Origin of the sequence: Pseudomonas sp. 203-8 (genome assembly GCF_020708595.1) — a bacterium.
GTDB lineage: Bacteria > Pseudomonadota > Gammaproteobacteria > Pseudomonadales > Pseudomonadaceae > Pseudomonas > Pseudomonas aeruginosa.
The window spans coordinates 191,465-217,601 of record NZ_JAJFDF010000002.1; the positions used below are offsets into that span (position 1 = coordinate 191,465).

Sequence of the window (26,137 nt, forward strand, 5' to 3'; positions counted from 1 at the left end):
AATCGGCGGCGCCGCGCAGGTTTCCGCGACGCTGCGGGACACGCCGCTGGCGCGCCCGCGGATCGGCCAGTTTACCCGAGGTTGCCGGCTTCTGCCTGCGTCGCCTGGCGTTCCTGCAGACCGTGCAGGCGCTTGATCACGAAGTTCAGGTGCAGGTGCAGCTCGTACAGCTCGTGGTAGTAGGAGAGCGGCACCTCCACGGTGTTCAGCTCGCTCTCCAGTTTCTCCAGCCGCTCGATCTCGCTTCTCAGTTGCTCGGCGTCGGTACCGCTGTCGAGCTTGCGGTCGATGTCGCGGATGTAGCGGTACCAGCGGTAGATGCGCGCGCGGATGCGCCAGCGATACAGCGGGCCGATGGACTTCATCAGCGGGATGAGGATGGCGATGAACGGGATCAGCAGGATGATGTAGCGGTCCGCCAGGGAGGCGATGCGGAACGGCAGGTAGCGCTGCAGCAGCGGCAGGCCGCTCTTGTAGTAGCGCTCGGCGTCCTCGTGCAGGCGCAGGGTGCGCGGCTCGGCGCTGGGGAAGGCGCCGGGCTTGTCGAGCAGGCTGCCGTCCTTCATCACCTCGCGCGCGGCTTCCAGCACCAGCGGGATCAGCGCCGGGTGGAAGCGTTCGTTGATCACCAGGGTGGCCACCGGCGACAGGGTGCTGATGTTTCGTTCCGGCACGTTGCGCGGCAGGTTGAGCAGGCCCTCGCCGACCTCGACCCGCTTGAGGAACGGCAGGCGCGCCTCGTAGGCGGCGCTGCGGCGGAAGTTGACCAGGCGAAGCTGGTCGTTGTCGGCCAATTTCTGGATCGCCGGGTTCTCCGCCGGGCCGACGATGAACGCCGCGTCCAGCTTGCCGGCCAGCAGGTCGTCGACCACCGCGTTGCCGCCGCGGGCTTCCCAGGTGATCGGATAGTGTCCCGGGGCGATGTCGTTGGCCTGCAGGATCGCCTCGGTGGCGGCGCGGGTGCCGCTGCCGTCGCTGCCGATGGCCAGGCGCAGGTGCAGCAGGTCGCTGAGCTGGTCGATGTGCACGTTGCTGCGGTGGAACAGCCAGAGCGGTTCCTGGTAGACCGCGCCGAGGGTCTGCAACTGGCGCGCCTGCCCGGCTTCGAGCTGGCGCTCCTGGCCGCTCTGGACCAGGGCGATGTCGACCTCGCCGGTGCCGAGCAGGCGCTCCAGGTTGTCGCGCGAGCCGGCGCTGGGCACCAGCTTCAGTTCGAAGCCCTGCTCCTTGAGCTTTTCCCGGAGCTTGCCGGCGAACACGGCGTAGCCGCCGCCCTCGGCGCCGGTGGCCATGGTCGCGCTCATCGGCGGCGGCGGGGCGACGAAATAGAACACCGCGGCGACCAGGGCGGCGATCACCGGGATCAGCCAGAGGTTGGCGCGGATCAGGATGGCGAGGTCCTTGAGCAGGTGCTTGATGCGATTCATGAGCGGTCCTTGTGCTGCTCTCCAGAAGGGTATGACGGATGCGGGCGGGCGCACTCCTCAGCGTAGCCGAGGGTCACCGGCGGTCCGTGCGGAACTGCCGGCAGAGCACCCGGTGGCGATGCCGGAAGATGCGGGTGAGGAACCAGCGTACCAGTCCGGCGGCGAATAGCGGGCGCACGGTCAACTGGTCGACCAGCAGGCATTCCCCGGCCTCGCCCGGTGTCGGCAGGATGCGTCGCTCGTGGCGCCAGAGGCGCATGCCGGTCATCGGCGACTGTTCGATGAAGCCGTGGCCGGGCGTCAACTCCAGCAGGGTCAGTTGCGAAGTGCCCAGCGGCAGCAAGCCGAACAGGCGCATGTGGCTGCGGAACAGCGGGCGCCGGGGCACCACCTCCAGGTCTTCGAGGCTGCGGATACCGGGCGGTACGCTCATGCTCAGCAACGGGCGTATCTCGCGGAGTATCCCGTCCACCGAGGTGATCCACCGCCAGAGCTGTTCGGGGCTGGCCTGCAGGCGCGATTCGAAATGCAGGCTGATATTCATCGCAGGCTCCTGCTAGGGTTGTGGGAGGACGCGCTGTCCATGGCGCCCGTGCCGTGCAAGCCTAAGCCAGACGAACCGAGACGTCGAACCGAAGGAGGACGCCATGCTGATCCGCGCCGCAACCTCGACCCTGCTGGTGGTCGATATCCAGGAACGCCTGCTGCCGGCCATCGACGACGGTCCGGCGCTGGTCGAGTACAGCCAGTGGTTGTTGCGCGTGGCCCGCGCACTGGACGTGCCGGTGCTGGCCAGCGAGCAGTACAGCAAGGGCCTGGGGCCGACGGTGGCGGCCCTGCGCGATGAGCTGGAGCCCACGCAGATCCTCGAGAAGCTGGACTTCTCGGCCGCCGCCGACGGCGCCCTGCTGCGCGCGCCCGGCGGCGACCGCCGGCAGTTCGTGGTTTGCGGCAGCGAGGCGCACGTCTGCGTGCTGCAGACCGTGCTCGACCTGCTTGGCCGTGGTCGCGAAGTGTTCGTCGTGGAGGAGGCGATCGGCTCGCGGCGGCCGAGCGACAAGGCGCTGGCCGTGGAGCGGATGCGCCAGGCCGGGGCGATGATCGTGTCGCGGGAGATGGTCGCCTTCGAATGGATGGAACGCGCCGGCAGCGACCGCTTCCGCGAGATCAGCCGCAACTTCATTCGCTGAGCGGCGGTTGCTCGGCCTGGTAGCGCCGGGCCTCCTCGCGCAGCCAGTCGGCGAAGGCCTGGTGGCGGTCGCTCGGCGGCTCGCGCTGCGGCCAGACCAGCCAGTAGGGATAGGGGTAGGGCACGCGGATGTCGCCCAGTTGCACCAGGCGGCCCTCGGCGAGGGCGCCGGCGACCAGGCTGCGACGCTCGAGGGCGATGCCCTGGCCCAGGCGCACGGCTTCCAGCAGCAGGTTCGAGTCATTGATCAGCAGTCCGTGCTGCGGTTCCGCCACGCCGGCACGCTGGCACCAGAGCGCCCAGGATTCGGTGGAGCGCAGTGTAGGGCAGGCGACGATCTCGCTCGGCGTGCGCGGCAGGCGGCCGCCGTTGAAGTCGGGCGCGGCGACCATCAGCAACTCGTCGTCGAACAGGCGTTCCCGACCGACCCCTTCCCAGTCGCCCTTGCCGATGCGTACGCCGAGGTCGGCCAGGCCCTGGCGCAGGTTCTGCACGTCAAGACTGGCCACCAGCCGCACGCGACAGTGCGGATGGCGCTCGCGAAAGCGCGGCAGGCGCGGCAGCAGCCAGTTCAGGCCGAAGGACGGCATCACCGTGACCACCAGCTCACCCTCCCGTGGACGCGCCCGCACCACCCGCGTGGCGTCGGCGATCTCGCCCAGAGAGGCGCGTACCTGCAGGGCGTAGAACCGGCCGTTCTCGCTCAGGCGCAGGCCTCGCCCCTCGCGGACGAACAGGGCCAGGCCGAGGAGGTTTTCCAGCAGCTTGATCTGCTGGCTGATCGCTGAGTGGGTGACGTGCAGCTCGCTGGCGGCCTGGCTGATGCTGCCGAGCCGGGCGACCGCTTCGAAGCTGCGCAGGGCGGTGAGGGGAGGGAGGTCGCTCATGTAAGTTTTTCTAAAGGATTCGCTGAATTTATCTCGATATTTTTCGCGTTGTGCAACGACTAGAGTGATTTTCCCAGGCGTCGCCCTCTTAGCGGCGCTTAATCATCGACAAAGGATGCCGCGATGCAACTGATCGGTATGCTGGATTCGCCTTTTGTGCGCCGGGTCGCCATCGCCCTGCGCCTGCTGGACCTGCCCTACGAGCACCGGCCGCTGTCGGTGTTCCGCAATTTCCAGGCGTTCAGCCTGTTCAACCCGATGGTCAAGGCGCCCACGCTGGTGCTGGACGATGGCACCGTGCTGATGGACTCCAGCCTGATCCTCGATTACCTGGAGTGCCTGGCCGGCCGCGAACGCAGTCTGCTGCCGCAACGGCCGCAGGCCCGTGCACGGGCGTTGAGTCTGATCGGCGCGGCGCTGGTGGCCTGCGAGAAATCCGTGCAGATCTACTACGAACTGAACCTGCGTCCCGAGGAACGCCGCCACGGCCCCTGGCTGGAGCGGGTGGAGGGGCAGTTGCTGGCGGCCTACGACTGGCTGGAGGCAGCGCTGCGCCAGGAGCCGCTGGCACGCGACGGTGGCATCGAGCTGGTCGGGGTGACCGTCGCGGTGGCCTGGCGCTTCAGCCAACTGGTGGTCGCGGAGCGGGTCGCCGCCAGCGAATACCCGGAACTGGCAAGCTATTCGGATTATGCGGAGGGGTTGCCGGTGTTCCTCGAGACGCCGCCGGTCTGAGCCCGCGAGGCGCCAGGCTGGCGCCCCTCGAACGGCTCGATTCCGCCTGCGCCCGGCCTCGGTTCGCTGTAGGTCGCTGCCGTCGTCACGGCCCGGACCGGTTGTTGCGAACTGCTGTTCGGCGCCGGCCTGGAGGCGGCCCGGCCCTGGCTCAGCCTGGTCCTGAGCGCGGCCCTCGGCTTGCTCTTCGGCATGCTGCTGAGCGGGCTCTGGTTCGGCTACTGGATCCGCCAGGAGGGATTGCAACTGACCCACCTGCTGCTGGTGGTCTGGGTGCTGGCGAACTTCTTCGTGCTCAACGTCCGCTGGAACTGATGGGGACTGCCGGTACGAGGAGCAGGACGCGAGGACGGCGACAGTGGAGCGAGCCGGACGCCCGTCGATAGCGCGAAGTCGCATCTCGCTCCTGCCACCCGATCCCTCGGCTCCCCTCTGTTCGCACGCGCTGCATGGGCTGACGCAGTTGGAACTGCCCCCGGGCAGTGGCAGCCGGCTGCCTCGAGGGCAGGTGCTCCGGCTGGCTCGGCATGGTCAATGGAGTTAAGCCCCGGGGGCTTCGAGGAAAGCAGAACCTGCGGCATCGGCTCCTTTCGCCCGACTGGGCTCAGCGTAGCTCTTCGGCGGCGGCGACCAGTTGTTCGAGTTGATGGTGGATCTGGGCCCTGTCCAGCAACTGCAAGGGCTGGCGGTTCCAGAGCAGCCGTTCGCCGCTTTCGGGGTCACGGCCCAGGATCGGCTTGCAAGGGTCCTGGCTGAACAGGTTCTGCTCGTTGGCCGTAGCGTCTCCTTGTCCTTCCAGGCGGGTGAACATCAACAGGTGATCGGTCGGATGTTCTGCCAGATGGCAGAGATGCGGGCCCACCTGCAGGCTGAGTACGCTCTCCTCGTCGTTGGGCGTCGGGAGATCGAGAGCGAGAAAAAGCTGGTGGATGGCGGCGCGGTAGAGTGGATTCATGGCGTGTTCCGAGTCACTGGAGGCAGCCATTAGAGCAGTGCCAGCCCGGAGAGACTGTTAATCGTGGTTCTCTTTTTTTAGGTTTTGCCGCTGCCGATTCCAGTGAAAAAACGGCGGCCAATCCTGATAGGCGATGGGGTTTCCCGTTCCTAGACTGGCGGAGAAACATCAGGAGAAGGCAACCATCATGCATATTCAATCGCTTCAGCAGAGTCCGTCTTTCGCCGTCGAATTGCACCAGGCCGCCAGTGGGCGTTTGGGACAGATTGAGGCCCGCCAGGTCGCCACCCCCAGTGAAGCGCAGCAGTTGGCCCAGCGCCAGGACGCGCCGAAGGGTGAGGGGCTGCTCGCTCGCTTGGGTGCGGCACTCGTGCGTCCCTTCGTGGCGATCATGGACTGGCTGGGCAAGCTGTTGGGCTCCCACGCCCGCACCGGCCCGCAGCCCAGTCAGGACGCGCAGCCTGCGGTCATGTCCTCGGCCGTCGTGTTCAAGCAGATGGTGCTGCAGCAGGCATTGCCCATGACCTTGAAGGGACTCGACAAGGCGAGCGAGCTGGCGACCCTGACACCGGAAGGACTGGCCCGGGAGCACTCCCGCCTGGCCAGCGGAGATGGGGCGCTGCGTTCGCTGAGCACCGCCTTGGCCGGCATTCGTGCCGGCAGCCAGGTCGAGGAGTCCCGTATCCAGGCTGGCCGCCTGCTCGAACGGAGCATCGGCGGGATCGCGCTGCAGCAGTGGGGCACCACCGGCGGTGCCGCGAGTCAACTGGTGCTCGACGCAAGCCCGGAACTGCGGCGCGAAATCACCGACCAGTTGCATCAGGTAATGAGCGAGGTCGCACTGTTGCGCCAAGCGGTAGAGAGCGAGGTCAGCAGAGTATCGGCCGACAAGGCGCTGGCGGATGGCCTGGTGAAGCGGTTCGGGGCGGATGCGGAAAAGTACCTGAGCAGACAGCCTGGTGGCATCCACAGTGACGCCGAAGTGATGGCGCTTGGTCTCTACACCGGCATTCACTACGCGGACCTGAATCGCGCTCTGCGTCAGGGGCAGGAGCTGGATGCGGGACAAAAGCTGATCGACCAAGGTATGTCCGCGGCCTTCGAGAAGAGCGGACAGGCTGAACAGGTAGTGAAGACTTTCCGTGGCACCCGTGGCGGGGATGCCTTCAACGCCGTGGAAGAGGGCAAGGTTGGCCACGACGACGGCTATCTCTCCACCTCCCTGAACCCCGGTGTCGCGAGGAGCTTCGGGCAGGGCACGATATCCACCGTGTTCGGCAGGTCCGGAATCGATGTCAGCGGGATATCGAACTACAAGAATGAAAAAGAGATTCTCTATAACAAAGAGACCGACATGCGCGTGCTGCTGAGCGCCAGCGATGAGCAGGGAGTGACCCGCCGGGTCCTCGAAGAGGCGGCCCTGGGGGAGCAGAGTGGCCATAGCCAGGGACTGCTCGATGCTCTCGACCTGGCAAGCAAACCGGAACGTTCAGGCGAGGTCCAGGAACAGGATGTACGCCTGAGGATGCGCGGCCTTGATCTGGCCTGACCGGTCGTAAAAGAAAGACGTCACGAACGGACACCTTGGGGTGTCCGATTCTTGGCTCGGCAGCGGATCCGGGTGGAGAGGCGTGCTGGCTATTCGCCCAGTGGTTCCAGGAGGGCTGCTGTCCAACGCTCCTTGCGCCAGGCCCGGCGCTGCTTCTTGTCGAGGTAGGTCCAGGCGACGAAGCGGCTCTGCTTCTGTCCCTGGGCCATGTCCACCACGCGGATATCGCTGGCGCCCAACGTCTTCAGGCGCTCCTGGAGGTTCGGCAGGTTGCTCGCCTTGGATACCAGGGTGGTGAACCAGAACACCTGCGTGGCGAACGCCCGGCTTTCCTCGGCCATGCCGGCCAGGAAGGCCGCTTCGCCGCCCTCGCAGTACAGCTCGGCGCCCTGGCCGCCAAAGTTCAGTAGCGGCAGGGTACGGGTCGGGTCGAGCTTGCCGAGGTTCTTCCACTTGCGCCGGCTGCCGCGCGTGGCTTCGTCCAGCGAGGCGTGGAAGGGCGGGTTGCAGAGGGTCATGTCGAAGCGCTCATCGACGCCGATCAGGCCCTGGAATATCTGCCTGCGATCAGGCTGCCGGCGCAACTCGATGGCAGCGGCGAAGCGTGGGTTGGCGGCGAGGATCGCAGCGGCCGAGGCCAGCGATTGCGGGTCGATGTCGGCGCCGACGAAGCGCCAGCCGTATTCGTGGTGGCCGAGCAGCGGGTAGATGCAGTTGGCTCCGGTTCCGACGTCCAGCGCACGCAGGCCGGGACCGCGTGGAATCAGGCCATCGTGGCTGGCGCCGAGCAGGTCGGCCAGGTAGTGCAGGTAGTCGGCGCGACCGGGAATGGGCGGGCACAGGTAACCATCGGGTATATCCCACTCGCGTACGTCGTAGAACTGTTGCAGCAGCGCGCGGTTGAAGGCTTTCACCGCCGCCGGATCAGCGAAGTCGATGCTCTGCCTGCCGTACGGATTGAGGATGACGAAGCGCTCCAGTTCCGGGCTGCCGGCGATCAGGCGCGGAAAGTCGTAGCGTCCCAGGTGGCGATTGCGCGGGTGCAGCGGGCTGGCGCTCTTGCGCTCGGCGTCGGGATGCGGGCTGGTCGGGCGGGGCATGTTCTCGGTTTCCGTGACGGCGAGGCGGGCATTATTCACATCCGCCGGAGGCTGGCCAGTGTTTCTGCCGAGCGGCGCGCTCCTAGCCCGGTCACAATGGAAACAGCCACGGAATCACCAGCACGCAGACGAACATCACCAGCAGGGTAAATGGCACGCCGATCCGGACGAAGTCGCCGAAGCGGTATTGGCCAGGGCCCAGCACCAGGGTGTTCACCGGCGAGGAAATCGGCGTCATGAAGGCTGCCGAGGCCGCCACCGCCACCACCATGGCGAAGGGGTAGGGCGAGGCGCCGATCTGCTTGGCGGTGGCGATGGCGATCGGCGCCATCAGCACCGCGGTAGCGGTGTTGGAGATGAACAGGCCGATGGCCGCGGTGAGCAGGAACAGGCTGGCCAGCAGCACGCGCGGGCCGGCGTCGCCGAGGGCGTCGACCAGCAGCGAGACCACCAGGTCGATACCGCCGGTCTTCTGCAGGGCCAGGGCGAAGGGCAGCATGCCGACGATCAGGACCAGGCTTTGCCAATGGATGGCGCGGTAGGCGCCGTCCATGTCGATGCAACGGAACAGGCCCATCAACAGGCAGCCGACCAGTGCCGCGACCACGTTGGGCACCACCCCGCTGACCATCAGCGCCACCATCACGGCCAGGCTGAGCAGGGCGTGCGGCGCCTTGCTCAGGGCCGGCGCCACCTCGTCGATCTCCGCCGGCAGGCTGAGCACCAGGAAATCGCGGTTGCGTCCCTGCAACTGGCGGATCGCCTTCCAGGCGCCGATCACCAGCAGGGTATCGCCCAGGCGCAGCTTCTCTTCCAGCATGCCGTCGGTGAGCGCTTCGTGGTCGCGACGCAGGCCGACCACGTTGAGCCCGTACTGCGAACGGAAGCCCAGTTCCAGGACGCTCTTGCCGAGCAGGGTGGAGTCCGGCGGCAGAGTCACCTCGGCCATGCCGACCTCCCGCGACTGGTCGATGAAGTAGCTGGCGCGGAACGGCAGGCGCACCAGGTTCAGCTCGGCGCAGCGCCGGTCCATGTCCTCCGGAGGGGCGAAGACGTCCAGCAGCAACACGTCGCCCGCCTTCAGCTCGGTGCTGCCGCCGACCTTGACCACCTCGCTGTGGAACTTGCGTACCCGCTCCAGGCCGACCACGTTGGCGCCCAGGCGGGTGCGCAGTTGCAGTTCTTCCAGGGTGCTGCCGATCAACGGCGAGCCGAGCTGGACCTGCAGGCGCCGTTCGCGGCCGGCCAGGCGATAGTCGCGGATCAGGTCGCGCAGGGTCCGCCGTGCCTTCGGCGCGCCGACTTCCGCCGGGCTGGCGGCGTTCAGCCAGTTGCGCGTGAGCAGCATGTAGGCCACGCCGATGGCGAGCACCATGAGGCCTATCGGGGTGAAGGCGAAGAAGCCGAAGCCGGCATGACCCTCGCGCGCCAGCTCGCTGTTGACCACCATGTTCGGTGGCGTGGCGACCAGGGTCATCATGCCGCTGATCAGTCCGGCGAAGGCCAGCGGCATCATCAGCCGGCCCGGAGGGATCTTCAGCTTGGCGGCGATGCTCAGGACCACCGGGATGAAGATCGCCACCACCCCGGTGGAACTCATCACCGAGCCCAACCCGGCCACCGCCAGCATCAGCAGTACCAGCAGGCGCGCTTCGCTGCTGCCGGCGCGGGCGATCAGCCAGTCGCCGACCTGGTAGGCCACCCCGGTACGCACCAGGCCTTCGCCGATCACGAACAGCGCGGCGATCAGTATCACGCTGGGATCGCTGAAGCCGGCCAGGGCTTCGTTGAGGGTAAGGGTTCCGCTGACGCTGAAGGCCATGATCACCAGCAGGGCGATCACGTCCAGGCGCAGGCGGTTGTGGATGAAGAGGGCGACGGTGGTGGCGAGCAGGCCGACCACCCAGAGCAGTTCGAGGTTCATGCGGGCATCTGAGCGGGAGGATGCCTGCGAGTGTGGCAGACGGACGCGGATCGCGCCTTGATCTGCTGCAGGTCGACGGCGCCTCCCCGCTTCGCAGCGAAGAGGCGCCGCGGCCCTGTCAGCCGAGGAGGAGGGCGTCGTCGGCGAGCTTCTCGCCGCGCACCTTCTCGAACATCGCCAGCAGGTCCGGTACGTCGAGGCCCTTGCGTTGCTCGCCGGAGACGTCCAGCACCACCTGGCCCTGGTGCAGCATCACCGTGCGCTCGCCCACGTCCAGCGCCTGGCGCATGCTGTGGGTGACCATCATGGTGGTGAGTTTCTTCTCGGCGACGATCCGTGCGGTGAGATGCAGGACGAAGTCGGCGGTGCGCGGGTCGAGCGCCGCGGTGTGTTCGTCGAGCAACAGGATACGCGACGGCTGCAGCGCCGCCATCAGCAGGCTGACGGCCTGGCGCTGGCCGCCGGAGAGCAGGCCGATGCGGTCGCCGAGGCGGTTCTCCAGGCCGAGGCCGAGGGTCGCCAGGCTTTCCCGGAAACCGTCGCGCATCGATGCCTGCACCGCCCTGCCGAGGCCGCGACCGGCACCGCGACGCTGCGCCAGGGCCATGTTCTCCTCGATGGTGAGGTCCTCGCAGGTACCCGCCATGGGGTCCTGGAACACCCGCGCGACGCGGTTGGCGCGGGCCCAGACCGGCTTGCGGGTGACGTCTTCGTCGTCGATCAGGATCTGTCCGCTGTCGATCGGCAGGTCGCCGGAGACTGCGTTGAGGAAGGTCGACTTGCCGGCGCCGTTGGAGCCGATCACGGTGACGAACTGGCCGGCCGGGATGTCCAGCGACAGGCCGCGCAGGGCGCGGGTCTCGATGGGGGTGCCGGGGTTGAAGGTGATCTTCAGGTTCTTCGCGCTGAGCATGGTCAGGCTCCCTTCTTGCCGAGCAGGCGTTTCTTCATCATCGGAATCACCAGGGCGACGGTGACCAGCACCGCGGTGACCAGGTTCAGGTCCTGGGCCTGCAAGCCGATGAAATCGCTGTTCAGCGCCAGGGCGATGAAGAAGCGGTAGACGATGGCACCGAGGATCACCGCGAGGGTCGCCAGGATCAGCCGGCGCGAGGGCAGGATGCTCTCGCCGACGATCACCGCGGCCAGGCCGATGACGATGGTGCCGATACCCATGGAGATATCGGCGCCGCCCTGGGTCTGCGCGAACAGCGCGCCGGCCAACGCCACCAGCGCGTTGGAGATGGCCATGCCGAGCAGGATCATGCCGCCGGTGTTGACCCCCTGGGCACGGGCCATCCGCGGGTTGGAGCCGGTGGCGCGGATCGCCAGGCCTTTCTGGGTGGTGAAGAACCAGTCCAGCAGCAGCTTCGCGGCGATCACGATGAACACCAGCAGCAGCGGCCGGAACACGTAGTCGCTGAGCCATTCCGGCTGCAGCAGGGTGAACAATGTCGGCTCGGCGATCAGCGGTACGTTGGGCTTGCCCATGATGCGCAGGTTGATCGAGTAGAGCGCGATCATCATCAGGATGCTGGCGAGCAGGTCCATGATCTTCAGCTTGACGTTGAGCAGGCCGGTGGCCAGCCCGGCCAGTGCGCCGGCTGCGGTGGCCGCCAGGGTCGCGCTGTACGGGTCCCAGCCGAGGGCGATGAGGGTCGCGCAGACCGCGCCGCCGAGCGGGAAGCTGCCGTCCACCGTGAGGTCGGGGAAGCGCAGCAGGCGGAAGGAGATGAACACGCCGAGTGCCACGAGGCTGAAGATCAGGCCGATCTCCAGGGCACCGAACAGGGAAAACAGAGACATGACTTCGTAACCGAGTGCGTGAAGGCAGGATTATCGTGCCGTCCGGCCACGGGCGGGAGGCCCGCGGCCGGCGGCCGCTTTTTTTACTTGATGACTTCCGCGGCTGACTTGAGCAGTTCGTCGGACAGGGTCACGCCTTGCTTCTGCGCGGCCCCGGGATTGACGAACAGCTGCAGGTTGTCGCTGGTCTCCGGCTTGATCTCGCCCGGCTTCTCGCCCTTGAGGATGCGCACCACCATGCGGCCGGTCTGCTTGCCCATCTCCTTGTAGTTGATGCCGAGGGCGGCGATGGCGCCGCGCTTGACGCTGTCGGTGTCGGAGGCGATCAGCGGGATCTTCGCATCGTTGCCGACCTTGACCAGCGCCTCGTAGGCGGACACCACGTTGTTGTCGGTGTTGGTGTAGATCGCGTCGACCTTGCCGACCAGGCTGCGCGCCGCCGAGCTGACGTCCACCGAACGCGGTGCCGAGGCTTCGACCAGGCTCAGGCCCATCTTCGGCAGCAGTTCCTTCAGCTCCTTGACCACCACCACGGAGTTGGCTTCGCCCGGGTTGTAGACCATGCCGATGCGCTTGGCGCCCGGCACCACTTTCTTGATCAGCTCGATCTGCTTGTCCAGCGCGAGCATGTCGGAAACCCCGGTGACGTTGGTGCCGGAGGCTTCCCAGCTCGGCGTCAGGTGCGCGCCGACCGGGTCGGTGACGGTGCTGAAGACGATCGGGATGCTCTTGGTCGCGGCCACCAGCGCCTGGGCCGACGGAGTGGCGATGCCGACGATCACGTCGGGCTTGTCGCCGATGAACTTGCGGGCGATCTGCGCGGCGGTGCCGGTGTTGCCCTGGGCGCTCTGGTACTGCCACTTGAGGTTCTTGCCGTCTTCGTAGCCGGCCTCCTGGAGGGCCTCCTTGACCCCGTCGCGAGCGGCGTCCAGCGCCGGGTGCTCGACGATGGCGGTCACGGCCACCGACTTCTGCTCTTCGGCGTTGGCGCCGAAGGACAGGGCCATGCCAAGGGCCAGGGCACTGAGGGGCAACCATTTATTCTTATAGGCCTGCATCATGCGGCGATCTCCTGATTGTATTGGCGCGCTGTAGCGAATTGTTCTGATTGGGCGGTGCGGGTACAGCGTGGCCGAAACATCGCATTTTTCGCGCAAGTCGTCAGCAGGTTTGATGTTTTTTCTTGCGGTGGGATTACCGCTGGGGGGGCAAGGGGGAGTGCCTGCCTTTGCGAAAATTCGATGAGGGCCCGCGTGGCCTCCGAACAGAAGGTCATCGGTTTCGAGCCCAACCAAAGATATGTGGCCAATTGATGGCCTTGTGGTACACGTCTCCCGAGTTGCAAGGACGCGTACCGCACCGCCTGCCTGGGAGCGGTGCTTTGCGCCCGGTCTGCGTGCCTGCCATGGGGGTGGGCTCTGGGGGATGCATGGTGGGGCGTTGGAGTGCGTGGATCGTCGCCGTGGCGATCTGTCTCATGGTCGGGGACGCGACCGCCGCTGGCTGGCGTTCGGCAAACTTCCGTGTCTATAGCGGCGACTACAATGGCGACGGTCAGCCGGACCTCTACCTGAAGGCGGTCACTTCGGTGGTCGTGGTGGGAGGCGAAGTGGCTACGCCGATTCCGCTCCTGCCACCGTTGAAGAATGTCGTCCTGCTGCGCAATGGTGCCAGCTACAGCGCCCTCTACGATCCACCGGCGGCGGATCTGAACGCCGTGGCCTGGACGGCGGCGCCCTACCAGAGCTTCATCGGCGACCTGAATCGCGATGGCATCCTCGACCTGATCCTGCAGCCGAACGATTCCAGCGACTCGCTGCTGATCGTCAGCGGCAACCCTTCCGCGCACGGCGTACTGCAGGTAGCCAGCGGTACCGGGCTGGGCACCGAGATCGGCTATGACGCCGGCGCTCGTTTCGCCCTTGGCGATTGGCTGGGCAACGGCGGTACCAGCATTCGAGTCAGCCATCCGACCCAGGGGCAGAGCACGTTGTTCATCGATGCCGGTGGACAACTGGTGGCTCGCTACCTGAGCGTACCCACTCCGCTTCCCGGCGTGGTACTGGGCAAGGCAGCGGAAGCCTTCACAGCCTTGAACCTGCTGGCTCCCCAGGCAGGTGTGAGAGGCGACGGTGGGGTGGACTACCGCTATCCCCTTGAGCTGCCGCCAGGCATTGCTGGGCTGCAACCCGAGCTGGCGCTGGTCCAGGGCGGTGGGGGCGGCGTGCTGGGCGAAGGTTGGAGCCTGGCTGGGCTGTCGTCGATCGAGCGTTGTCCGGCGAGCATCGCCCAGGATGGGCAGAACCGCCAGGTCGGCCTGTTGGAGTCGGATCGCCTATGCCTGGATGGCATGCGCCTGCAGTTGCTGTCCGGCGAGTACTTCAAGCCGGGCAGCGTCTATCGTACCGAGATCGACAGCTTCTCCCGAGTCCAGGCCACCGGCAGCGCCGCCTCGCTCGGTTTCGAAGTACGCACTCGGGACGGTCGGATCCTGACCTATGGCGGCGCGGCTGCGATTAAGGCGCAAGGAGCGGCGGTTCCCTATCAATGGGGCATCAGTTCGGCGACGGACCGCTTCGGTAATACCATCGAGTACCGCTACCTGGCCGCCAACAGTCTGGTCCCCAGCGAAATACTCTATGCCGGTAACCGGGTTTCCTTCGAGTACGCAGGCGCCTTGCGCAGCGTGCCGCGCTATTTCGCCGGTGGCTATACCAGCGCCACCCATGTGTTGACCGCGGTCGCCGTGCGAGGGCCTGCCGCGCAGCAGTTGTTTCGTACCGAGCTTGCCTACGAGCGCACCCAGGGGGACGCCAGCAAGGTGCGTTTGAAGCAGGTGCAACGGTGCGCCTGGGGGAGCGCCGGCAAGGAGTGTCTGAGTCCGGTTGCCTTCGACTACCTGGCGGGCGTCTATGGTTATACCGGGACGGCTGAATCCGCTGGCTTGGACAAGTTCGACTATGTGCTGATCAGCCAGGCCAGCTTCGTCACCGCCGATCTGAATGGCGACGGCCGCCACGCCCTGGTCAACGCCACCATGGGCAAGCTGAAGGCGGTGACCTACGACGGCGGCAGCCTGGTCGAGCGGCTATTGTACGACGCCGATAATACGCCGTTGTTTTCCCTGACGCGGATGGATTTCAACGGCGACGGCAAGGACGAGATCCTCTTCCTGCGCATGAGGAAGGATCCGAATTCCGCGAACGCCGACATGCAGTGGATGCTGTATACGGCCAATGGCGTGGTTGCCCTGGGCGATACCTGGACCGCCCCGCCGGCCGGCCCCAACGGCATCGTCTATTCCCTGGCCGGCGGTTCCACCGGCTTCGCCACCTACGCGCCGCTGGTGGCTGATCTGGACCAGAACGGCTCGCTTGACCTGTTCCTGCCCATCAATGGCAGTTGGGTGGCTTACCTCAATCGTTCCGGAGCCATCCCCTCCTTCGCTCGTAGTGCCCTGCTCAGCGGCTTCAAGACCATCGACTATGGCTGGTTCTCCTACTGGGGCAGTGATCCCGGCGGCGGCGTGCGCCTGGCCAGCGGCAAGGCCGGCAAGCTGTCTGCAGGTATCTGGCGCAGTGGCAGCGGCATGGCGCCGGCGGCGATGGTCGACCTTGGCATCGAGCTGGCGCGGGCGCTGACCGCCGATGTCAATGGCGATGGGCAGATGGACTACCTGGTACCCAACGCCTCCGACAAGGTCGATCTGTTGCTGAATACCGGCGGCCCCCTGTCGGCGGGTTTGTTCCAGCGCCTGGGGACTTCGTTGTCGGCTGCCCAGTTGCTGCCAGAGTACAGGTTTCGCGCCTCGCTCCAGGACTACGCGGCCAAGGCCGTCGACTACGATGGAGACGGCCGCGAGGAAATCCTCTATCCCCGCGCTTCCGGCACTTTCGGTCTGCTCCGCTTTACCGGCAACGGCTTCGAGGAACTGGACTCCGGGGTTCCGCTGAGCCGCCGTTTGGCAACCTCGACGACGTAACTGGACAAGAGTTGCCAGGATGCCCTGGCGGTCTGGAAGCGGATCATGGACACCGCGCCGGATGCCGCCGGGCGCGAGTCGGCGAGTTGGCTGTACTACCAGACCGCCGCCAACTGCGGCTTCAGCCCGGAAGGCCTGCTGGTAGACCCCTACGAGATGTTCGTCGCGGACGTCAACGGCGACGGTTTCCAGGATGTGCTGGTCGGCGGCAGCCTGGTCGTCGAGCCGCTCAGGCGCAGCATCCATTGGCGGGCGTTCCTGCACAACCGACGCTCGCCGGAACTGCTCAGTCGGATCGACGCCGGCAGCGGCAACAGCCTCGGCATCGAATACGCCCGGCTCAACGATCCCGCCGTGCATACGCCGCAGGTCAGCGCCTTCCCCCAGGTTTCGCTGAATATTCCCAGACCGGTGGTCAGCCGCCTGCGGGTCGCCGACGGTATCGGCGGCACGCGCGACTACCAGTATCTCTATCAGGGGGCGCGGCTGGACCTGCTCGGCCGCGGCTTCCTCGGTTTCCGCCAGATGGAGGTTCGCGATCTGGCACGCGGGCGCACCCAGGTGAGGATGTTGCGCCAGGACTTCCCCTTCGTCGGGCGCCTGGACAAAGAGGAAACCAGCCTCGCCGGAAAACTCCTGGCGCGTCAGCAGAACCAGTGGAAGTCCGCCGCGACCATCGCCGGCAAGTCTTTCTTCGTCTACCCGGCCCAGTTCAACGAGGAACGCTTCGACCAGGGCGCGCCGGTCAGCGCCACGCGGCGCAAGGTGGTGATGGACGAAAGCTACGGCAATCCCACCCAGGTAACCGATGAAACCGCCGCCAGCCTGGCCGGTGGGGCCTTGCACAGCCGGGTGGTGCAACGCCAGTACAGCAATGACGGCGCCTCCTGGCTGATCGGCTTCGTCACCCGCGAGACCGAAAGCACCAGCGGCGACGGCGACAGCAAGTCGCGGGTGCAGGCGCGCAGCGCGAAACCGGGAACCCTGGCGCCGGCCAGTGAAACGTCCTTCAGTGGCGCACCGGGCGCGGAGATCACCCGTCAATACAGCTACGATGGCAACGGCCGGATCGTCCGGATTACCACCAGCGGCGCCGGACTGGCGGCGCGCAGCGAACAGTTCGGCGCCTACCAGGGGCCCTGGCCGGGCACTCGGTCCAATGCCCTCGGCCATGTCGAGCGCTTCGCCTACGAGGCGGCCCGCGGCCAACCGACCAGCAAGGTCGACGCCAACGGCCTGGCCGAGAGTTATCTCTACGACGCTTTCGGCCGGGAAACCCTGCGCCGCTTCGCCGACGGTAGCCTGCTCGCCACCGACTATCTGGTTTGCGGCAGCCGGGCGATCTGTGCCAGCGGCGCCAAGGTAGCCGTGCGCACGCGTACCGTCAGGGGCAGCCAGCAGGGCGCAGCGGAACGCTGGCAGTACCTGGATGGCTTCGGTCGGGTCCTGCGCGACCGTCGCCAGGCCTTCGACGGTCGTTGGATCAATGTCGACAACAGTTACGACGCGCTGGGCCGGCAGCGTTCGACTACCGAGCCTTACATCGAGGCGGCGACCGTCCTGCAGACCACCTGGGACGCCCAGGACCGGCCGCTGACCCGGCAGTTGCCCAGCGGTGCGCGGATCAGCTACAGCTACGGCGCTCGCGCCGCCGGTGGCAGTTGGAAGCAATATAGCCTCGGCTACGACGGAAGAAGCCTGACCGAGCGCCGCGAATACGATGCGCGCGGCAAGCTGGTGCTCAGTACCAATGCCCTGGGCAGCGCCGGCGAGGTGTCCGTTCGCTACCGCTACGACGCCGACGGCAACCTGGCCTGGACCCAGGTCGCCGGCGACAGCCGCAGCGAGATCCGCATGAGCTACGACGCGGCGGGTCGTCGCACCGGCCTTTTCGACCCGAACAGCGGCCAGGAAAGCGTGCAGTACGATGCCCTGGGTCAGGCCCTGGTGCGTACCGCCAGCGACGGCAGTCGCACCGAGCGCAAGTACGACCTGCTCGGCCGGGTGCTCGAGCAGACCGACCGCCTGGGCGGCCAGGCCAACATTTCGCGCTGGCAGTACGACACGGGAACGAAAAGCCTGGGCAAGCTGGTCGGCGTGGCCGGGCCGGGCTATCGCCAGGCGCTGCTCTACGACGATCTCGCGCGGTTGAAGGCGAGAGGCTGGGATATCGAAGTCGACGGTGTCACCCGCAGCTACCAGGAGTCGTATGGCTACGACGGTTTCAGCCGCCTGGCGAGCACCACCCTGGCCAACGGCCAGGTGCTGCGCCATCTCTACAATGGATACGGCTTCGCCGCTGGGGAGCAGGACGGCGCCGGGACGACGCTGCGGCAGATCCAGGCTCGCGACGCCCGCGACCAGATCGTTCGCGAAAGCTACGGCAACGGTGTGCTAAGCCAGCGCGACTACCAGCCCGCCACCGGCTGGTTGACGCGCATCCAGGCGAGCAAGGGCGGCAGTGTCCTGCAGAGCCTGAGCTACCGCTACGATGGCCTCGGCAACCTGCTGGAGCGCAGCGACGCCCGCGGCTACAGCGAAGTGCTGAGCTACGATGACCTCAATCGACTGTTGCGCAGCGCGCGGACCCTGGATGGCACACAGGTGGTCCAGGACTTTACCTACGACGCCCTGGGCAACCTGACCGGCAAGAGCGGTGTCGGCGCCTATCGCTACGGCAGCTATTCGAGCGCCGAGCAGCAGCTCTGTGCTGGTCGCGGCGGGGTGGCCCAGCCCGGACCGCACGCCGTGCGCGGCACCAGCGCCGGGACGTATTGCTATGACGCTCGCGGCAACCAGCTCAGCGGGCCGGGGCGACAAGTCAAGTACGCATCGTTCGATAAACCCGTGGAAATTTCCGCAGGTTCCAGCCTCAGCCGCTTCTCCTACGATCCCGAGCGCAAGCGCTACCTGCAGACGGTGGATGGGCGCACCTCCGTCTACCTGGACGAGGGGCGTTTCGAGGAGGTCAACGACGGCGGGCGCAGTTGGCAGGACGCCTACGTCGGCGACTACCTGATCCTGCGCAAGGAAGGGGGCGCCGTCAAAAAGCTCTACCTGCTGCGCGATGCGCTCGGCTCGGTGGAAATCCTGCTCGACGCCAACGGTGCCGTCAGCGAACGCCAGTCTTTCGCCGCGTTCGGCGAACACCGTGGCGCTGACTGGAAGGACAACGGCAACCAACCCACCGCCACCTCCACCCGGCGTGGCTTCACCGGCCACGAGCACCTGGAGGAGTCCGGGCTCGTCCATATGAACGGGCGGGTCTATGACCCGGTGATCGGGCGGTTCCTCAGCGCCGATATCGTCTATCAGGATACGGCCAATGCGCAGGCCTACAACCGTTACTCCTATGGCTGGAATAATCCGATCGCCAGTGTGGATCCGACGGGGTATGCGTTGGAGGAAATTTCGTCTGGCAATAGTTGGTACTCACCGTTTATAAGTAATAGTTGGCTGGTTTTGGGGAATGCCTTTAAAGGTAATCTTCCAGATAGTTACTGGGACTTAGGGGTGGGGGCGTTCAAGCAGAATCTTAACTTTGCGGCGACTACCCTTGCTGGAAATCCATTTTCTATTTATGGGTTTTCGCGGGTAAGTGAAAGTTTTGATAATTTACTTTCCCCTAAAGGTGTAGATCAGAGGGCAGGAGCTGGAGTGTATGAGCTTGGCAGTCTATTTTTCCCAACTGCAGGAGATAAAGTATCTGGATGGGTTGCAGGTTTTGCGAGTCGCCTCAGATTTGCTCCAGCCTTAAGAGGAGGGATAGGAGTTTCTAGTCCTGCTTGGAAAGGTTCTGGGCCGACTCCTGGGGTTTTAGGGGTAGAGCCAGGTTCACTATCCTCTAAATCGTTGAGGAATTATTATCCGAGCACTGATAGTGGTTCTATAGAGTATGTGTTTGATCCGATAAGTAAAAGCTTTGCGGTGGGAAGACCTAAAGATTTTCGTCCAATGTTGAGTCAGCATCAGCAATTGGCTGATTCAATTGGGGCTGCTGATGCTACAGTTGTCGGTGGAAAATTTTGGCGTGGCCCAAATGGTGAATTCTTTACCAATGAATATAGTGGGCACTACTGGAGGAATTGGTCGGAAGAAAATCGCAAAGTGTTTGTTGATGTGATGAATAAATATGGTGTGAAGGTTGAGCACCGGAGAGGGATGTGATGGCTGATTTTGAATATTATATTAAAGGTGATATGGCGCTACGGTGTAATTCAGAAGGGTTGTGGTATTTGTCCGTGGGGGATCAGGTTTTTTTTCTCCAGGAGGAAGAGAGTTTTTGGAGGGTTCTGGTTTTATTGGAGAAACCTTACGAAGAGGTTAGGGAAAAGCTTGGGGGGGGATTTTGTTACTTAAATGTTGTTTTGGCGGGACTAGCTAGTGAGTCTGACTACTGGATTGGTTTGGCACTTTCTTGGATAGAGCAAGGAGGAGCAGAAGCCAGTGATCTACTACTAGCACGCTTGAAGGGGGTGGTTGAGGGGCGGAGCGCCAATCAAAAAAACAGGCATAAAGCTTTTTCAGTATTGAGAAAAATAGGTGGGTAACTACTTGGATATTGGTTTTTCTAAAAGCATAGTTGCTTTAGTTGGTTGATAGAGCGGGTTTTGAAGTTTTTGCAGCGGGTGTTGTTGTGTTTTTTTGTTATGGCTGGTTTGAAATTTTTTGTTGGTGTTTTCTGTTTCTAGATTTAAGACGGTTTCTATGGCCAGAGTACTGATTTTTTTGTGGGGTGGTGAAGAAATGCTTTGTATATCGTTGAAAAATGGCATTTAGGAGGTTATATGGGCAAGAGAGTGGTTGTATTGCTATGGCTGCTATTCACATCAATGTCAGCCCACGCCATCGATAAAAAAGTCAACAACGTCACCATCATGCGTGTGGGCTTCATGGTAGACGCGAATTCTCCGGGTGGAGGCTGGGGCTTCATCGTCAGCAAGCCGGGAGCGGCGGATTGCGGCTTTGGCCTGATGCGCCTGCCGCCGATGAATACCGATGCCGGCAAGGCCATGCTGTCGCTGATGCTGAGCGCCCAGGCCACACAGAACAAACTGCCGGAGATCGCCTATTCGGCCAGCGCCACGGTGAACGCGGTATGCCAGATCACTTCGGCGCAGATAGACAGCGGCGCCTGAGGGGAGAAAGGTACGAGGCCGCAGCCCCGTACCTTGGCGAGAGTGCTTAGAGCGCGGCGATCTTCTGCCGTTGCTCGGCCAGCTTGGCCAGGGCCTGTTCGGCCTCGGCGAGCTTGGCGCGTTCCTTCTCGATCACGTCGGCCGGGGCCTTGGCGACGAAGCCTTCGTTGGACAGCTTGCCGCCGACGCGCTTGACCTCGCCTTCCAGGCGCTGGATCTCCTTGTCCAGGCGCCCCAGTTCGGCGCTCTTGTCGATCAGGCCGGCCATCGGCACCAATACTTCCATGTCGCCGACCAGGGCGGTGGCGGACATCGGCGCTTCCTCGCCGGCTTCCAGCACGCGGATGCTTTCCAGCTTGGCCAGTTTCATCAGCAGCGGCTCGTTGTCGGCCAGGCGGCGGTGGTCGCTGGGCGAGGCGTTCCTGAGGATGATGTCGATGCGCTTGGCCATGGAGATGTTCATCTCGCCGCGGATCTGCCGCACGCCGAGCATCAGCGCCTTGACCCACTCGATGTCGCCTTCGGCGGCGGCGTCGATCCTGCCTTCGTCGGCCACCGGCCAGGGTTGCAGCATCAGGGTCGGACCTTCCTTGCCGGCCTGGCCCTTGATGCGCTGCCAGATTTCCTCGGTGATGAACGGCATGAACGGGTGCGCCAGGCGCAGGGCCGTCTCCAGCACGCGGATCAGGGTGCGACGAGTGCCGCGCTGGCGCTCGATGGGGGCGTTCTCATCCCACAGCACCGGCTTGACCAGCTCCAGGTACCAGGCGCAGTACTCGTCCCAGATGAACTCATAGAGGGCCTGGGCGGCCAGGTCGAAGCGGAAGGCGTCGAGCTGGCGGGTGACTTCCTGCTCGGTGCGCTGCAACTGGGAGATGATCCAGCGGTCGACCGAGGACAGCTCGACCGGCTCGCCGTTGACCCCGGTGTCCTGGCCATCGGTGTTCTCGATGACGAAGTTGGCGGCGTTCCAGATCTTGTTGCAGAAGTTGCGGAAGCCTTCGACGCGGCCCATGTCGAACTTGATGTCGCGGCCGGTGGAGGCCAGCGAGCAGAAGGTGAAGCGCAGGGCGTCGGTGCCGTAGCTGGCGATGCCTTCGGGGAATTCGGCGCGGGTCTGCTTGGCGATCTTCTCCGCCAGCTTCGGCTGCATCATGCCGCTGGTGCGCTTTTGCAGCAGGGTATCGAGGTCGATGCCGTCGACGATGTCCAGCGGGTCGAGCACGTTGCCCTTGGACTTGGACATCTTCTGGCCCTGGCCGTCGCGCACCAGGCCGTGGACATAGACGGTCTTGAACGGGATCTGCGGGGTGCCGTCGGGGTTCTTCACCAGGTGCATGGTGAGCATGATCATCCGCGCGACCCAGAAGAAGATGATGTCGAAGCCGGTGACCAGTACGTCGGTGGGGTGGAAGGTCTTGAGGAACTCGGTCTGCTGCGGCCAGCCGAGGGTGGAGAAGGTCCACAGGCCGGAGCTGAACCAGGTGTCGAGAACGTCTTCGTCCTGGCGCAACTCGACCTCGTTGCCGAGCTTGTGCTTGGTGCGCACCTCGACCTCGTCGCGGCCGACGTAGACGTTGCCGGCCTCGTCGTACCAGGCCGGGATGCGGTGGCCCCACCAGAGCTGGCGGCTGATGCACCAGTCCTGGATGTCGCGCATCCAGGAGAAGTACATGTTCTCGTACTGCTTGGGCACGAACTGGATACGGCCGTCTTCCACGGCGGCGATGGCGTCTTCGGCCAGCGGCTTGGTGCTGACGTACCACTGGTCGGTCAGCCAGGGCTCGATGACGGTGCCGGAGCGGTCGCCCTTCGGTACTTTCAGCGCGTGGTCGTCGACCTTCTCGAGCAAGCCCATGGCCTCGAACTCGGCGACGATGGCCTTGCGCGCGGCGAAGCGGTCCATGCCGGCGTAGCTCTGCGGCAGGCTGGGGTCGAGGTTCGGGTTGACGCTGCCGTCGAGGTGGAACACCTGGGCCTGGGCCAGCACCGCGGCGTTCTTGTCGAAGATGTTGATCAGCGGCAGGTCGTGGCGCTTGCCCACTTCGTAGTCGTTGAAGTCGTGGGCCGGGGTGATCTTCACGCAGCCGGTGCCGAATTCGCGGTCGACGTACTCGTCGGCGATGATCGGGATGTGCCGGCCGACGATCGGCAGTTCGGCGAACTGGCCGATCAGCTTGGCGTAGCGCTCGTCTTCCGGGTGCACCGCGACCGCGGCGTCGCCCAGCAGGGTTTCCGGACGGGTGGTGGCGACCACCAGGTAATCCAGGCCTTCGCTGGTCTTCGCGCCGTTCACCAGCGGGTAGCGCAGGTGCCAGAGGTGGCCCTTCTCGTCGTGGTTTTCCACTTCCAGGTCGGAAATCGCGGTGTGCAGCTTGGTGTCCCAGTTCACCAGGCGTTTGCCGCGGTAGATCAGGCCGTCTTCATGCAGGCGCACGAAGGCTTCCTTGACCGCTTCGGAGAGGCCGTCGTCCATGGTGAAGCGCTCGCGCGACCAGTCCACCGAGGAGCCCAGGCGACGAATCTGCCGGGTGATGTTGCCGCCGGACTGTTCCTTCCATTCCCAGACTTTCTCCAGGAACTTCTCCCGGCCGAGGTCGTGGCGGCTCACGCCCTGGGCGCCGAGCTGGCGCTCGACCACCATCTGGGTGGCGATGCCGGCGTGATCGGTGCCCGGCTGCCACAGGGTGTTGCGGCCCTGCATGCGGCGGTAGCGGATCAGCGCGTCCATGATCGCGTTGTTGAAGCCATGGCCCATGTGCAGGCTGCCGGTCACGTTCGGCGGCGGGATCATGATGGTGTAGGGCTGGCCTTCGCCGCTCGGAGCGAAGTAGTCGTTGGACTCCCAGGTCTCGTACCAGGAAGTCTCGATGGCGTGCGGCTGGTAAGTCTTGTCCATGCGAAAGGGGACCAAAGCTGAATATGGCTGGGGAAAATGCGAAGAAAGTCCGGGAGTATAGCGGGGATGGCAGCCCGGGGGTAAGGCCGCGGGCCGCGGCGGGCGCCCGCCGCGTCCGGATCAGCCGTTGCGTTGGCCGAGCAGGCGACCCAGGCGGGCTTGCAGGCGGCGGCGCAGTTCGGCTTCGATCTGCGGGGCGAAGTCGTCGATGACTTCCTGCAGGATCAGTTCGGCGGACGCTCGCAACTCGTCGTCCAGGCGCTCCTGTTCGGCGGGCGCCAACCCTGCCGTGGTGGCTGCTGCGGCCTGCGGCTCTGGCGCGCGCGGTGCGGTACCGGGGGAGACGACGTCGGAAAGCAGGGGAATGTTGTCCGGCTCGAAGGATTCGGTCAGCAAGGGCGGCTCGTTCCGTTCGTAGAGCAGGTCGTGGATCGACTCCAGATCATCGAGCAACTGCTCCGGAGGTTGTGTCGGTTTGTGGCTGTCCATGGTCGTGCACTTCAGATACGCGGCAGGCGATGGTCCTGTAGAGGATAGCCCTGCTCCCGGTAGAAGCGGAATTTATCCCGTGCCGCCTGGCGGATCGCCGGCTCCTCGACCACCAGTTCGGCCACCCGCGAAAAGTTCGGGACGAAGCCGGGGGCCTCGAGGGTCAGGTTGATCAGCAGGTCGCGATGGTTCCCCGGGGGCTCGCCCAGGCCCAGGGCGACGGGCGCCTCGGCGTCTTCCTCGGCCAGGCTGTGAGGAATGAAGGCCTCGCCGCGGAAGCTCCACAGGCGGCCGTCCAACTCGCTGCGCTGCGCCTCGTCGGCGCAATGCAGGTAGACATGCATGCCCTGCCGCCAGGCCTTCTCGGCCAGGCGGCAGGCGACCTGCAGGCGCGCCGACGGATCGGCGCTGGGGATCACGTAGAAATCGACCCGGGTCACTTGGCCCGTTCCAGCAGGTACTGGGTCAACAACGGAACCGGGCGGCCGGTGGCGCCTTTGTCCTTGCCGCCGCTGATCCAGGCGGTGCCGGCGATGTCCAGGTGCGCCCAGTGGTATTTCTTGGCGAAGCGCGAGAGGAAGCAGCCGGCGGTGATGGTGCCGGCCTTCGGCCCGCCGATGTTGGCGATGTCGGCGAACGGGCTGTCCAGCTGTTCCTGGTATTCGTCGAACAGCGGCAATTGCCAGGCGCGGTCGTCGGCGAACTCGCCGGCCTTGAGCAGTTGCCTGACCAGCGCTTCGTTGTTGCCCATAAGGCCCGAGGTGTTGCTGCCCAGGGCGACGATGCAGGCGCCGGTAAGGGTGGCGATGTCGATCACCGACTGAGGCTTGAAGCGCTCGGCGTAGGTCAGTGCGTCGCACAGCACCAGGCGCCCTTCGGCGTCGGTGTTGAGGATCTCGACGGTCTGCCCGCTCATGGTGGTGACGATGTCGCCCGGACGGGTGGCTCCGCCGCTGGGCATGTTCTCGGCGCAGGCGAGCAGGCCGACCAGGTTGATCGGCAACTGCAGTTCGAGCACCGCGCGGAAGGTGCCGAAGACGCTGGCGGCGCCGCACATGTCGAACTTCATCTCGTCCATGCCCTGGCCCGGCTTGAGGCTGATGCCGCCGGTGTCGAAGGTGATGCCCTTGCCGACCAGCACGTGCGGGGCCTGGTCCTTCTTCGCGCCGTTGTATTGCAGGACGATCAGCCGCGGCGGCTGGTCGCTGCCCTGGGCGACGGCGAGGAACGAGCCCATGCCCAGCTCGCGCAGTTTCTTCTCGTCGAGGACCTCGACCTTCAGGCCCTTGAACTCCTTGGCCAGGCCCTTGGCCTGCTCGCCGAGGAACGTCGGATGGCAGACGTTCGGCGGAAGGTTGCCGAGATCGCGGGTCAGGGCCATGCCATTGGCGATGGCCTGAGCTTCCTTGCTGCCTTGCTCGACGGCGGCGCTGTCGGCCTTGTCGGCGAGCAGGGTCAGCTTCTTCAGTTTCAGCGGCTCGGCTTTCTGGCTCTTGTAGCGATCGAACACGTACAGGCCATCGGCCAGGGTTTCCACCAGCAGACGCGCCTTCGCGTGGGCATCGCGGCCTTTCACCGCGAGATCGCCGAGGGCCAGCACGGCATCGGCGCCGGCCAGGCCCTTGAGGGTCGACAGCACGGCGGAGGCCAGCTTGCGGTACTGGCGGTCGCCCAGTTCGCGCTCCTTGCCGGCGCCGACCAGCAGCACGCGCTCGGCCTTGAGATTGGGCAGGCTCTGCAGGAGCAGGGTCTGGCCGACCTTGCCGGCCAGGTCGCCACGCTTGAGCACTGCGCTGATGGCGCCGCCGGTGGCGTCGTCGACCGCCTTGGCGCTGGCGCCGAGCTTGCGGCCTTCGCCTACGGCGAGCACCAGGGTGGCGGTTTTCAGGGTTTCCGGGCGTACGCTTTTAACAAGGAATTCCATGGAAGAGGTCCCCAATACAGACAGTCGGGATGGCGCAAGGGGCGGCATCCGTTAGCGGTAAGCGATTGTTCCGAGCACGATTCGTCCCGAGGACTGACGGTCGCCGCCGGGGCGGTGACGCAGGCAGCGACAG

20 protein-coding genes and 1 pseudogene are annotated in these 26,137 nt (G+C 65.1%); 8 read left to right on the top strand and 13 right to left on the bottom strand.

The window, feature by feature from the left end; all coding sequences use genetic code 11:
- Positions 1 to 71: 71 nt before the first annotated feature.
- Both LJF27_RS04385 and LJF27_RS04390 read right to left on the bottom strand, forming a co-directional pair.
- A complete protein-coding gene (locus LJF27_RS04385) occupies positions 72 to 1,427 on the bottom strand; it encodes a TAXI family TRAP transporter solute-binding subunit (protein ID WP_003111143.1) in 1,356 nt (451 codons plus the stop codon).
- 73 nt (positions 1,428 to 1,500) lie between these two features.
- On the bottom strand, positions 1,501 to 1,971 hold the full coding sequence (locus tag LJF27_RS04390) for a hypothetical protein (RefSeq protein ID WP_003100569.1): 471 nt from the start codon (positions 1,969 to 1,971) through the stop codon (positions 1,501 to 1,503).
- A gap of 103 nt (positions 1,972 to 2,074) precedes the next feature.
- On the opposite strand from LJF27_RS04390, the gene LJF27_RS04395 reads away from it, so the two are divergent.
- Positions 2,075 to 2,617 carry a hydrolase gene (locus LJF27_RS04395; protein WP_003100571.1) on the top strand — a complete coding sequence of 181 codons (543 nt, stop codon included), beginning with the start codon at positions 2,075 to 2,077 and terminating at the stop codon, positions 2,615 to 2,617.
- On the opposite strand, the gene LJF27_RS04400 is transcribed toward LJF27_RS04395, so the two are convergent.
- On the bottom strand, positions 2,607 to 3,503 hold the full coding sequence (locus LJF27_RS04400; protein WP_003100573.1) for a LysR substrate-binding domain-containing protein: 897 nt from the start codon (positions 3,501 to 3,503) through the stop codon (positions 2,607 to 2,609). The genes LJF27_RS04395 and LJF27_RS04400 overlap by 11 nt on opposite strands.
- A gap of 123 nt (positions 3,504 to 3,626) precedes the next feature.
- Between LJF27_RS04400 and LJF27_RS04405 the strand changes: the two genes are divergently transcribed.
- Positions 3,627 to 4,238 carry a glutathione S-transferase gene (locus tag LJF27_RS04405; RefSeq protein WP_003113789.1) on the top strand — a complete coding sequence of 204 codons (612 nt, stop codon included), beginning with the start codon at positions 3,627 to 3,629 and terminating at the stop codon, positions 4,236 to 4,238.
- A gap of 75 nt (positions 4,239 to 4,313) precedes the next feature.
- Positions 4,314 to 4,553: pseudogene (locus tag LJF27_RS30435) on the top strand (DUF2165 family protein); the annotation flags it as partial.
- Between the two features lie 289 nt (positions 4,554 to 4,842).
- On the opposite strand, the gene LJF27_RS04415 reads toward LJF27_RS30435, so the two are convergent.
- Positions 4,843 to 5,193 (bottom strand): CesT family type III secretion system chaperone, encoded by a 351-nt coding sequence (locus LJF27_RS04415; RefSeq protein ID WP_003113790.1) that lies wholly within the window; start codon positions 5,191 to 5,193, stop codon positions 4,843 to 4,845.
- 187 nt (positions 5,194 to 5,380) lie between these two features.
- Here LJF27_RS04415 and exoS point away from each other — a divergent pair, with 187 nt between their 5' ends.
- Positions 5,381 to 6,742: a T3SS effector bifunctional cytotoxin exoenzyme S gene (gene exoS / locus LJF27_RS04420; protein WP_023117148.1), complete on the top strand. Its 1,362-nt coding sequence runs from the start codon at positions 5,381 to 5,383 to the stop codon at positions 6,740 to 6,742.
- A gap of 89 nt (positions 6,743 to 6,831) precedes the next feature.
- Here exoS and rlmF read toward each other — a convergent pair whose 3' ends face one another.
- From rlmF to LJF27_RS04445, 5 genes are all read right to left on the bottom strand, one after another.
- Complete coding sequence (rlmF, locus tag LJF27_RS04425; protein ID WP_003092887.1) at positions 6,832 to 7,842, bottom strand: 23S rRNA (adenine(1618)-N(6))-methyltransferase RlmF; 1,011 nt, start codon at positions 7,840 to 7,842, stop codon at positions 6,832 to 6,834.
- 91 nt (positions 7,843 to 7,933) lie between these two features.
- Positions 7,934 to 9,766 (bottom strand): SLC13 family permease, encoded by a 1,833-nt coding sequence (locus LJF27_RS04430; protein ID WP_003100585.1) that lies wholly within the window; start codon positions 9,764 to 9,766, stop codon positions 7,934 to 7,936.
- 118 nt (positions 9,767 to 9,884) lie between these two features.
- Positions 9,885 to 10,679, bottom strand: a complete 795-nt coding sequence (locus LJF27_RS04435) for an ABC transporter ATP-binding protein (RefSeq protein ID WP_003092883.1) — start codon at positions 10,677 to 10,679, stop codon at positions 9,885 to 9,887.
- Positions 10,680 to 10,681: 2 nt separating this feature from the next.
- The gene (locus LJF27_RS04440; protein ID WP_003092881.1) at positions 10,682 to 11,572 is read right to left on the bottom strand and encodes an ABC transporter permease; all 891 of its coding nucleotides are present in this window, start codon (positions 11,570 to 11,572) and stop codon (positions 10,682 to 10,684) included.
- An 83-nt stretch (positions 11,573 to 11,655) separates the two neighbouring features.
- The gene (locus LJF27_RS04445) at positions 11,656 to 12,633 is read right to left on the bottom strand and encodes an ABC transporter substrate-binding protein (protein ID WP_003092876.1); all 978 of its coding nucleotides are present in this window, start codon (positions 12,631 to 12,633) and stop codon (positions 11,656 to 11,658) included.
- A 401-nt stretch (positions 12,634 to 13,034) separates the two neighbouring features.
- On the opposite strand from LJF27_RS04445, the gene LJF27_RS30440 reads away from it, so the two are divergent.
- The 4 genes from LJF27_RS30440 (at position 13,035) to LJF27_RS04465 (ending at position 20,692) form a co-directional block, all read left to right on the top strand.
- Positions 13,035 to 15,554 carry an FG-GAP repeat domain-containing protein gene (locus LJF27_RS30440; protein WP_228381961.1) on the top strand — a complete coding sequence of 840 codons (2,520 nt, stop codon included), beginning with the start codon at positions 13,035 to 13,037 and terminating at the stop codon, positions 15,552 to 15,554.
- A gap of 45 nt (positions 15,555 to 15,599) precedes the next feature.
- Positions 15,600 to 19,721 (top strand): RHS repeat-associated core domain-containing protein, encoded by a 4,122-nt coding sequence (locus LJF27_RS04455; RefSeq protein ID WP_023117146.1) that lies wholly within the window; start codon positions 15,600 to 15,602, stop codon positions 19,719 to 19,721.
- Entirely contained in the window at positions 19,721 to 20,104 is a 384-nt protein-coding gene (locus LJF27_RS04460; protein WP_123823007.1) for a hypothetical protein, read from the top strand. The genes LJF27_RS04455 and LJF27_RS04460 overlap by 1 nt, the downstream gene beginning before the upstream one ends.
- A gap of 237 nt (positions 20,105 to 20,341) precedes the next feature.
- Positions 20,342 to 20,692 (top strand): hypothetical protein, encoded by a 351-nt coding sequence (locus LJF27_RS04465; protein WP_003143111.1) that lies wholly within the window; start codon positions 20,342 to 20,344, stop codon positions 20,690 to 20,692.
- 46 nt (positions 20,693 to 20,738) lie between these two features.
- Here the strand turns inward: LJF27_RS04465 and LJF27_RS04470 are convergent, their stop codons facing one another.
- From LJF27_RS04470 to LJF27_RS04485, 4 genes are all read right to left on the bottom strand, one after another.
- A complete protein-coding gene (locus tag LJF27_RS04470) occupies positions 20,739 to 23,591 on the bottom strand; it encodes a valine--tRNA ligase (protein WP_003092872.1) in 2,853 nt (950 codons plus the stop codon).
- A gap of 120 nt (positions 23,592 to 23,711) precedes the next feature.
- Positions 23,712 to 24,080, bottom strand: a complete 369-nt coding sequence (locus tag LJF27_RS04475; RefSeq protein WP_003112023.1) for a hypothetical protein — start codon at positions 24,078 to 24,080, stop codon at positions 23,712 to 23,714.
- An 11-nt stretch (positions 24,081 to 24,091) separates the two neighbouring features.
- Complete coding sequence (holC, locus tag LJF27_RS04480) at positions 24,092 to 24,520, bottom strand: DNA polymerase III subunit chi (protein ID WP_023116387.1); 429 nt, start codon at positions 24,518 to 24,520, stop codon at positions 24,092 to 24,094.
- A complete protein-coding gene (locus LJF27_RS04485; protein WP_023117145.1) occupies positions 24,517 to 26,004 on the bottom strand; it encodes a leucyl aminopeptidase in 1,488 nt (495 codons plus the stop codon). The genes holC and LJF27_RS04485 overlap by 4 nt, the downstream gene beginning before the upstream one ends.
- Between the last annotated feature and the right edge of the window lie 133 nt (positions 26,005 to 26,137).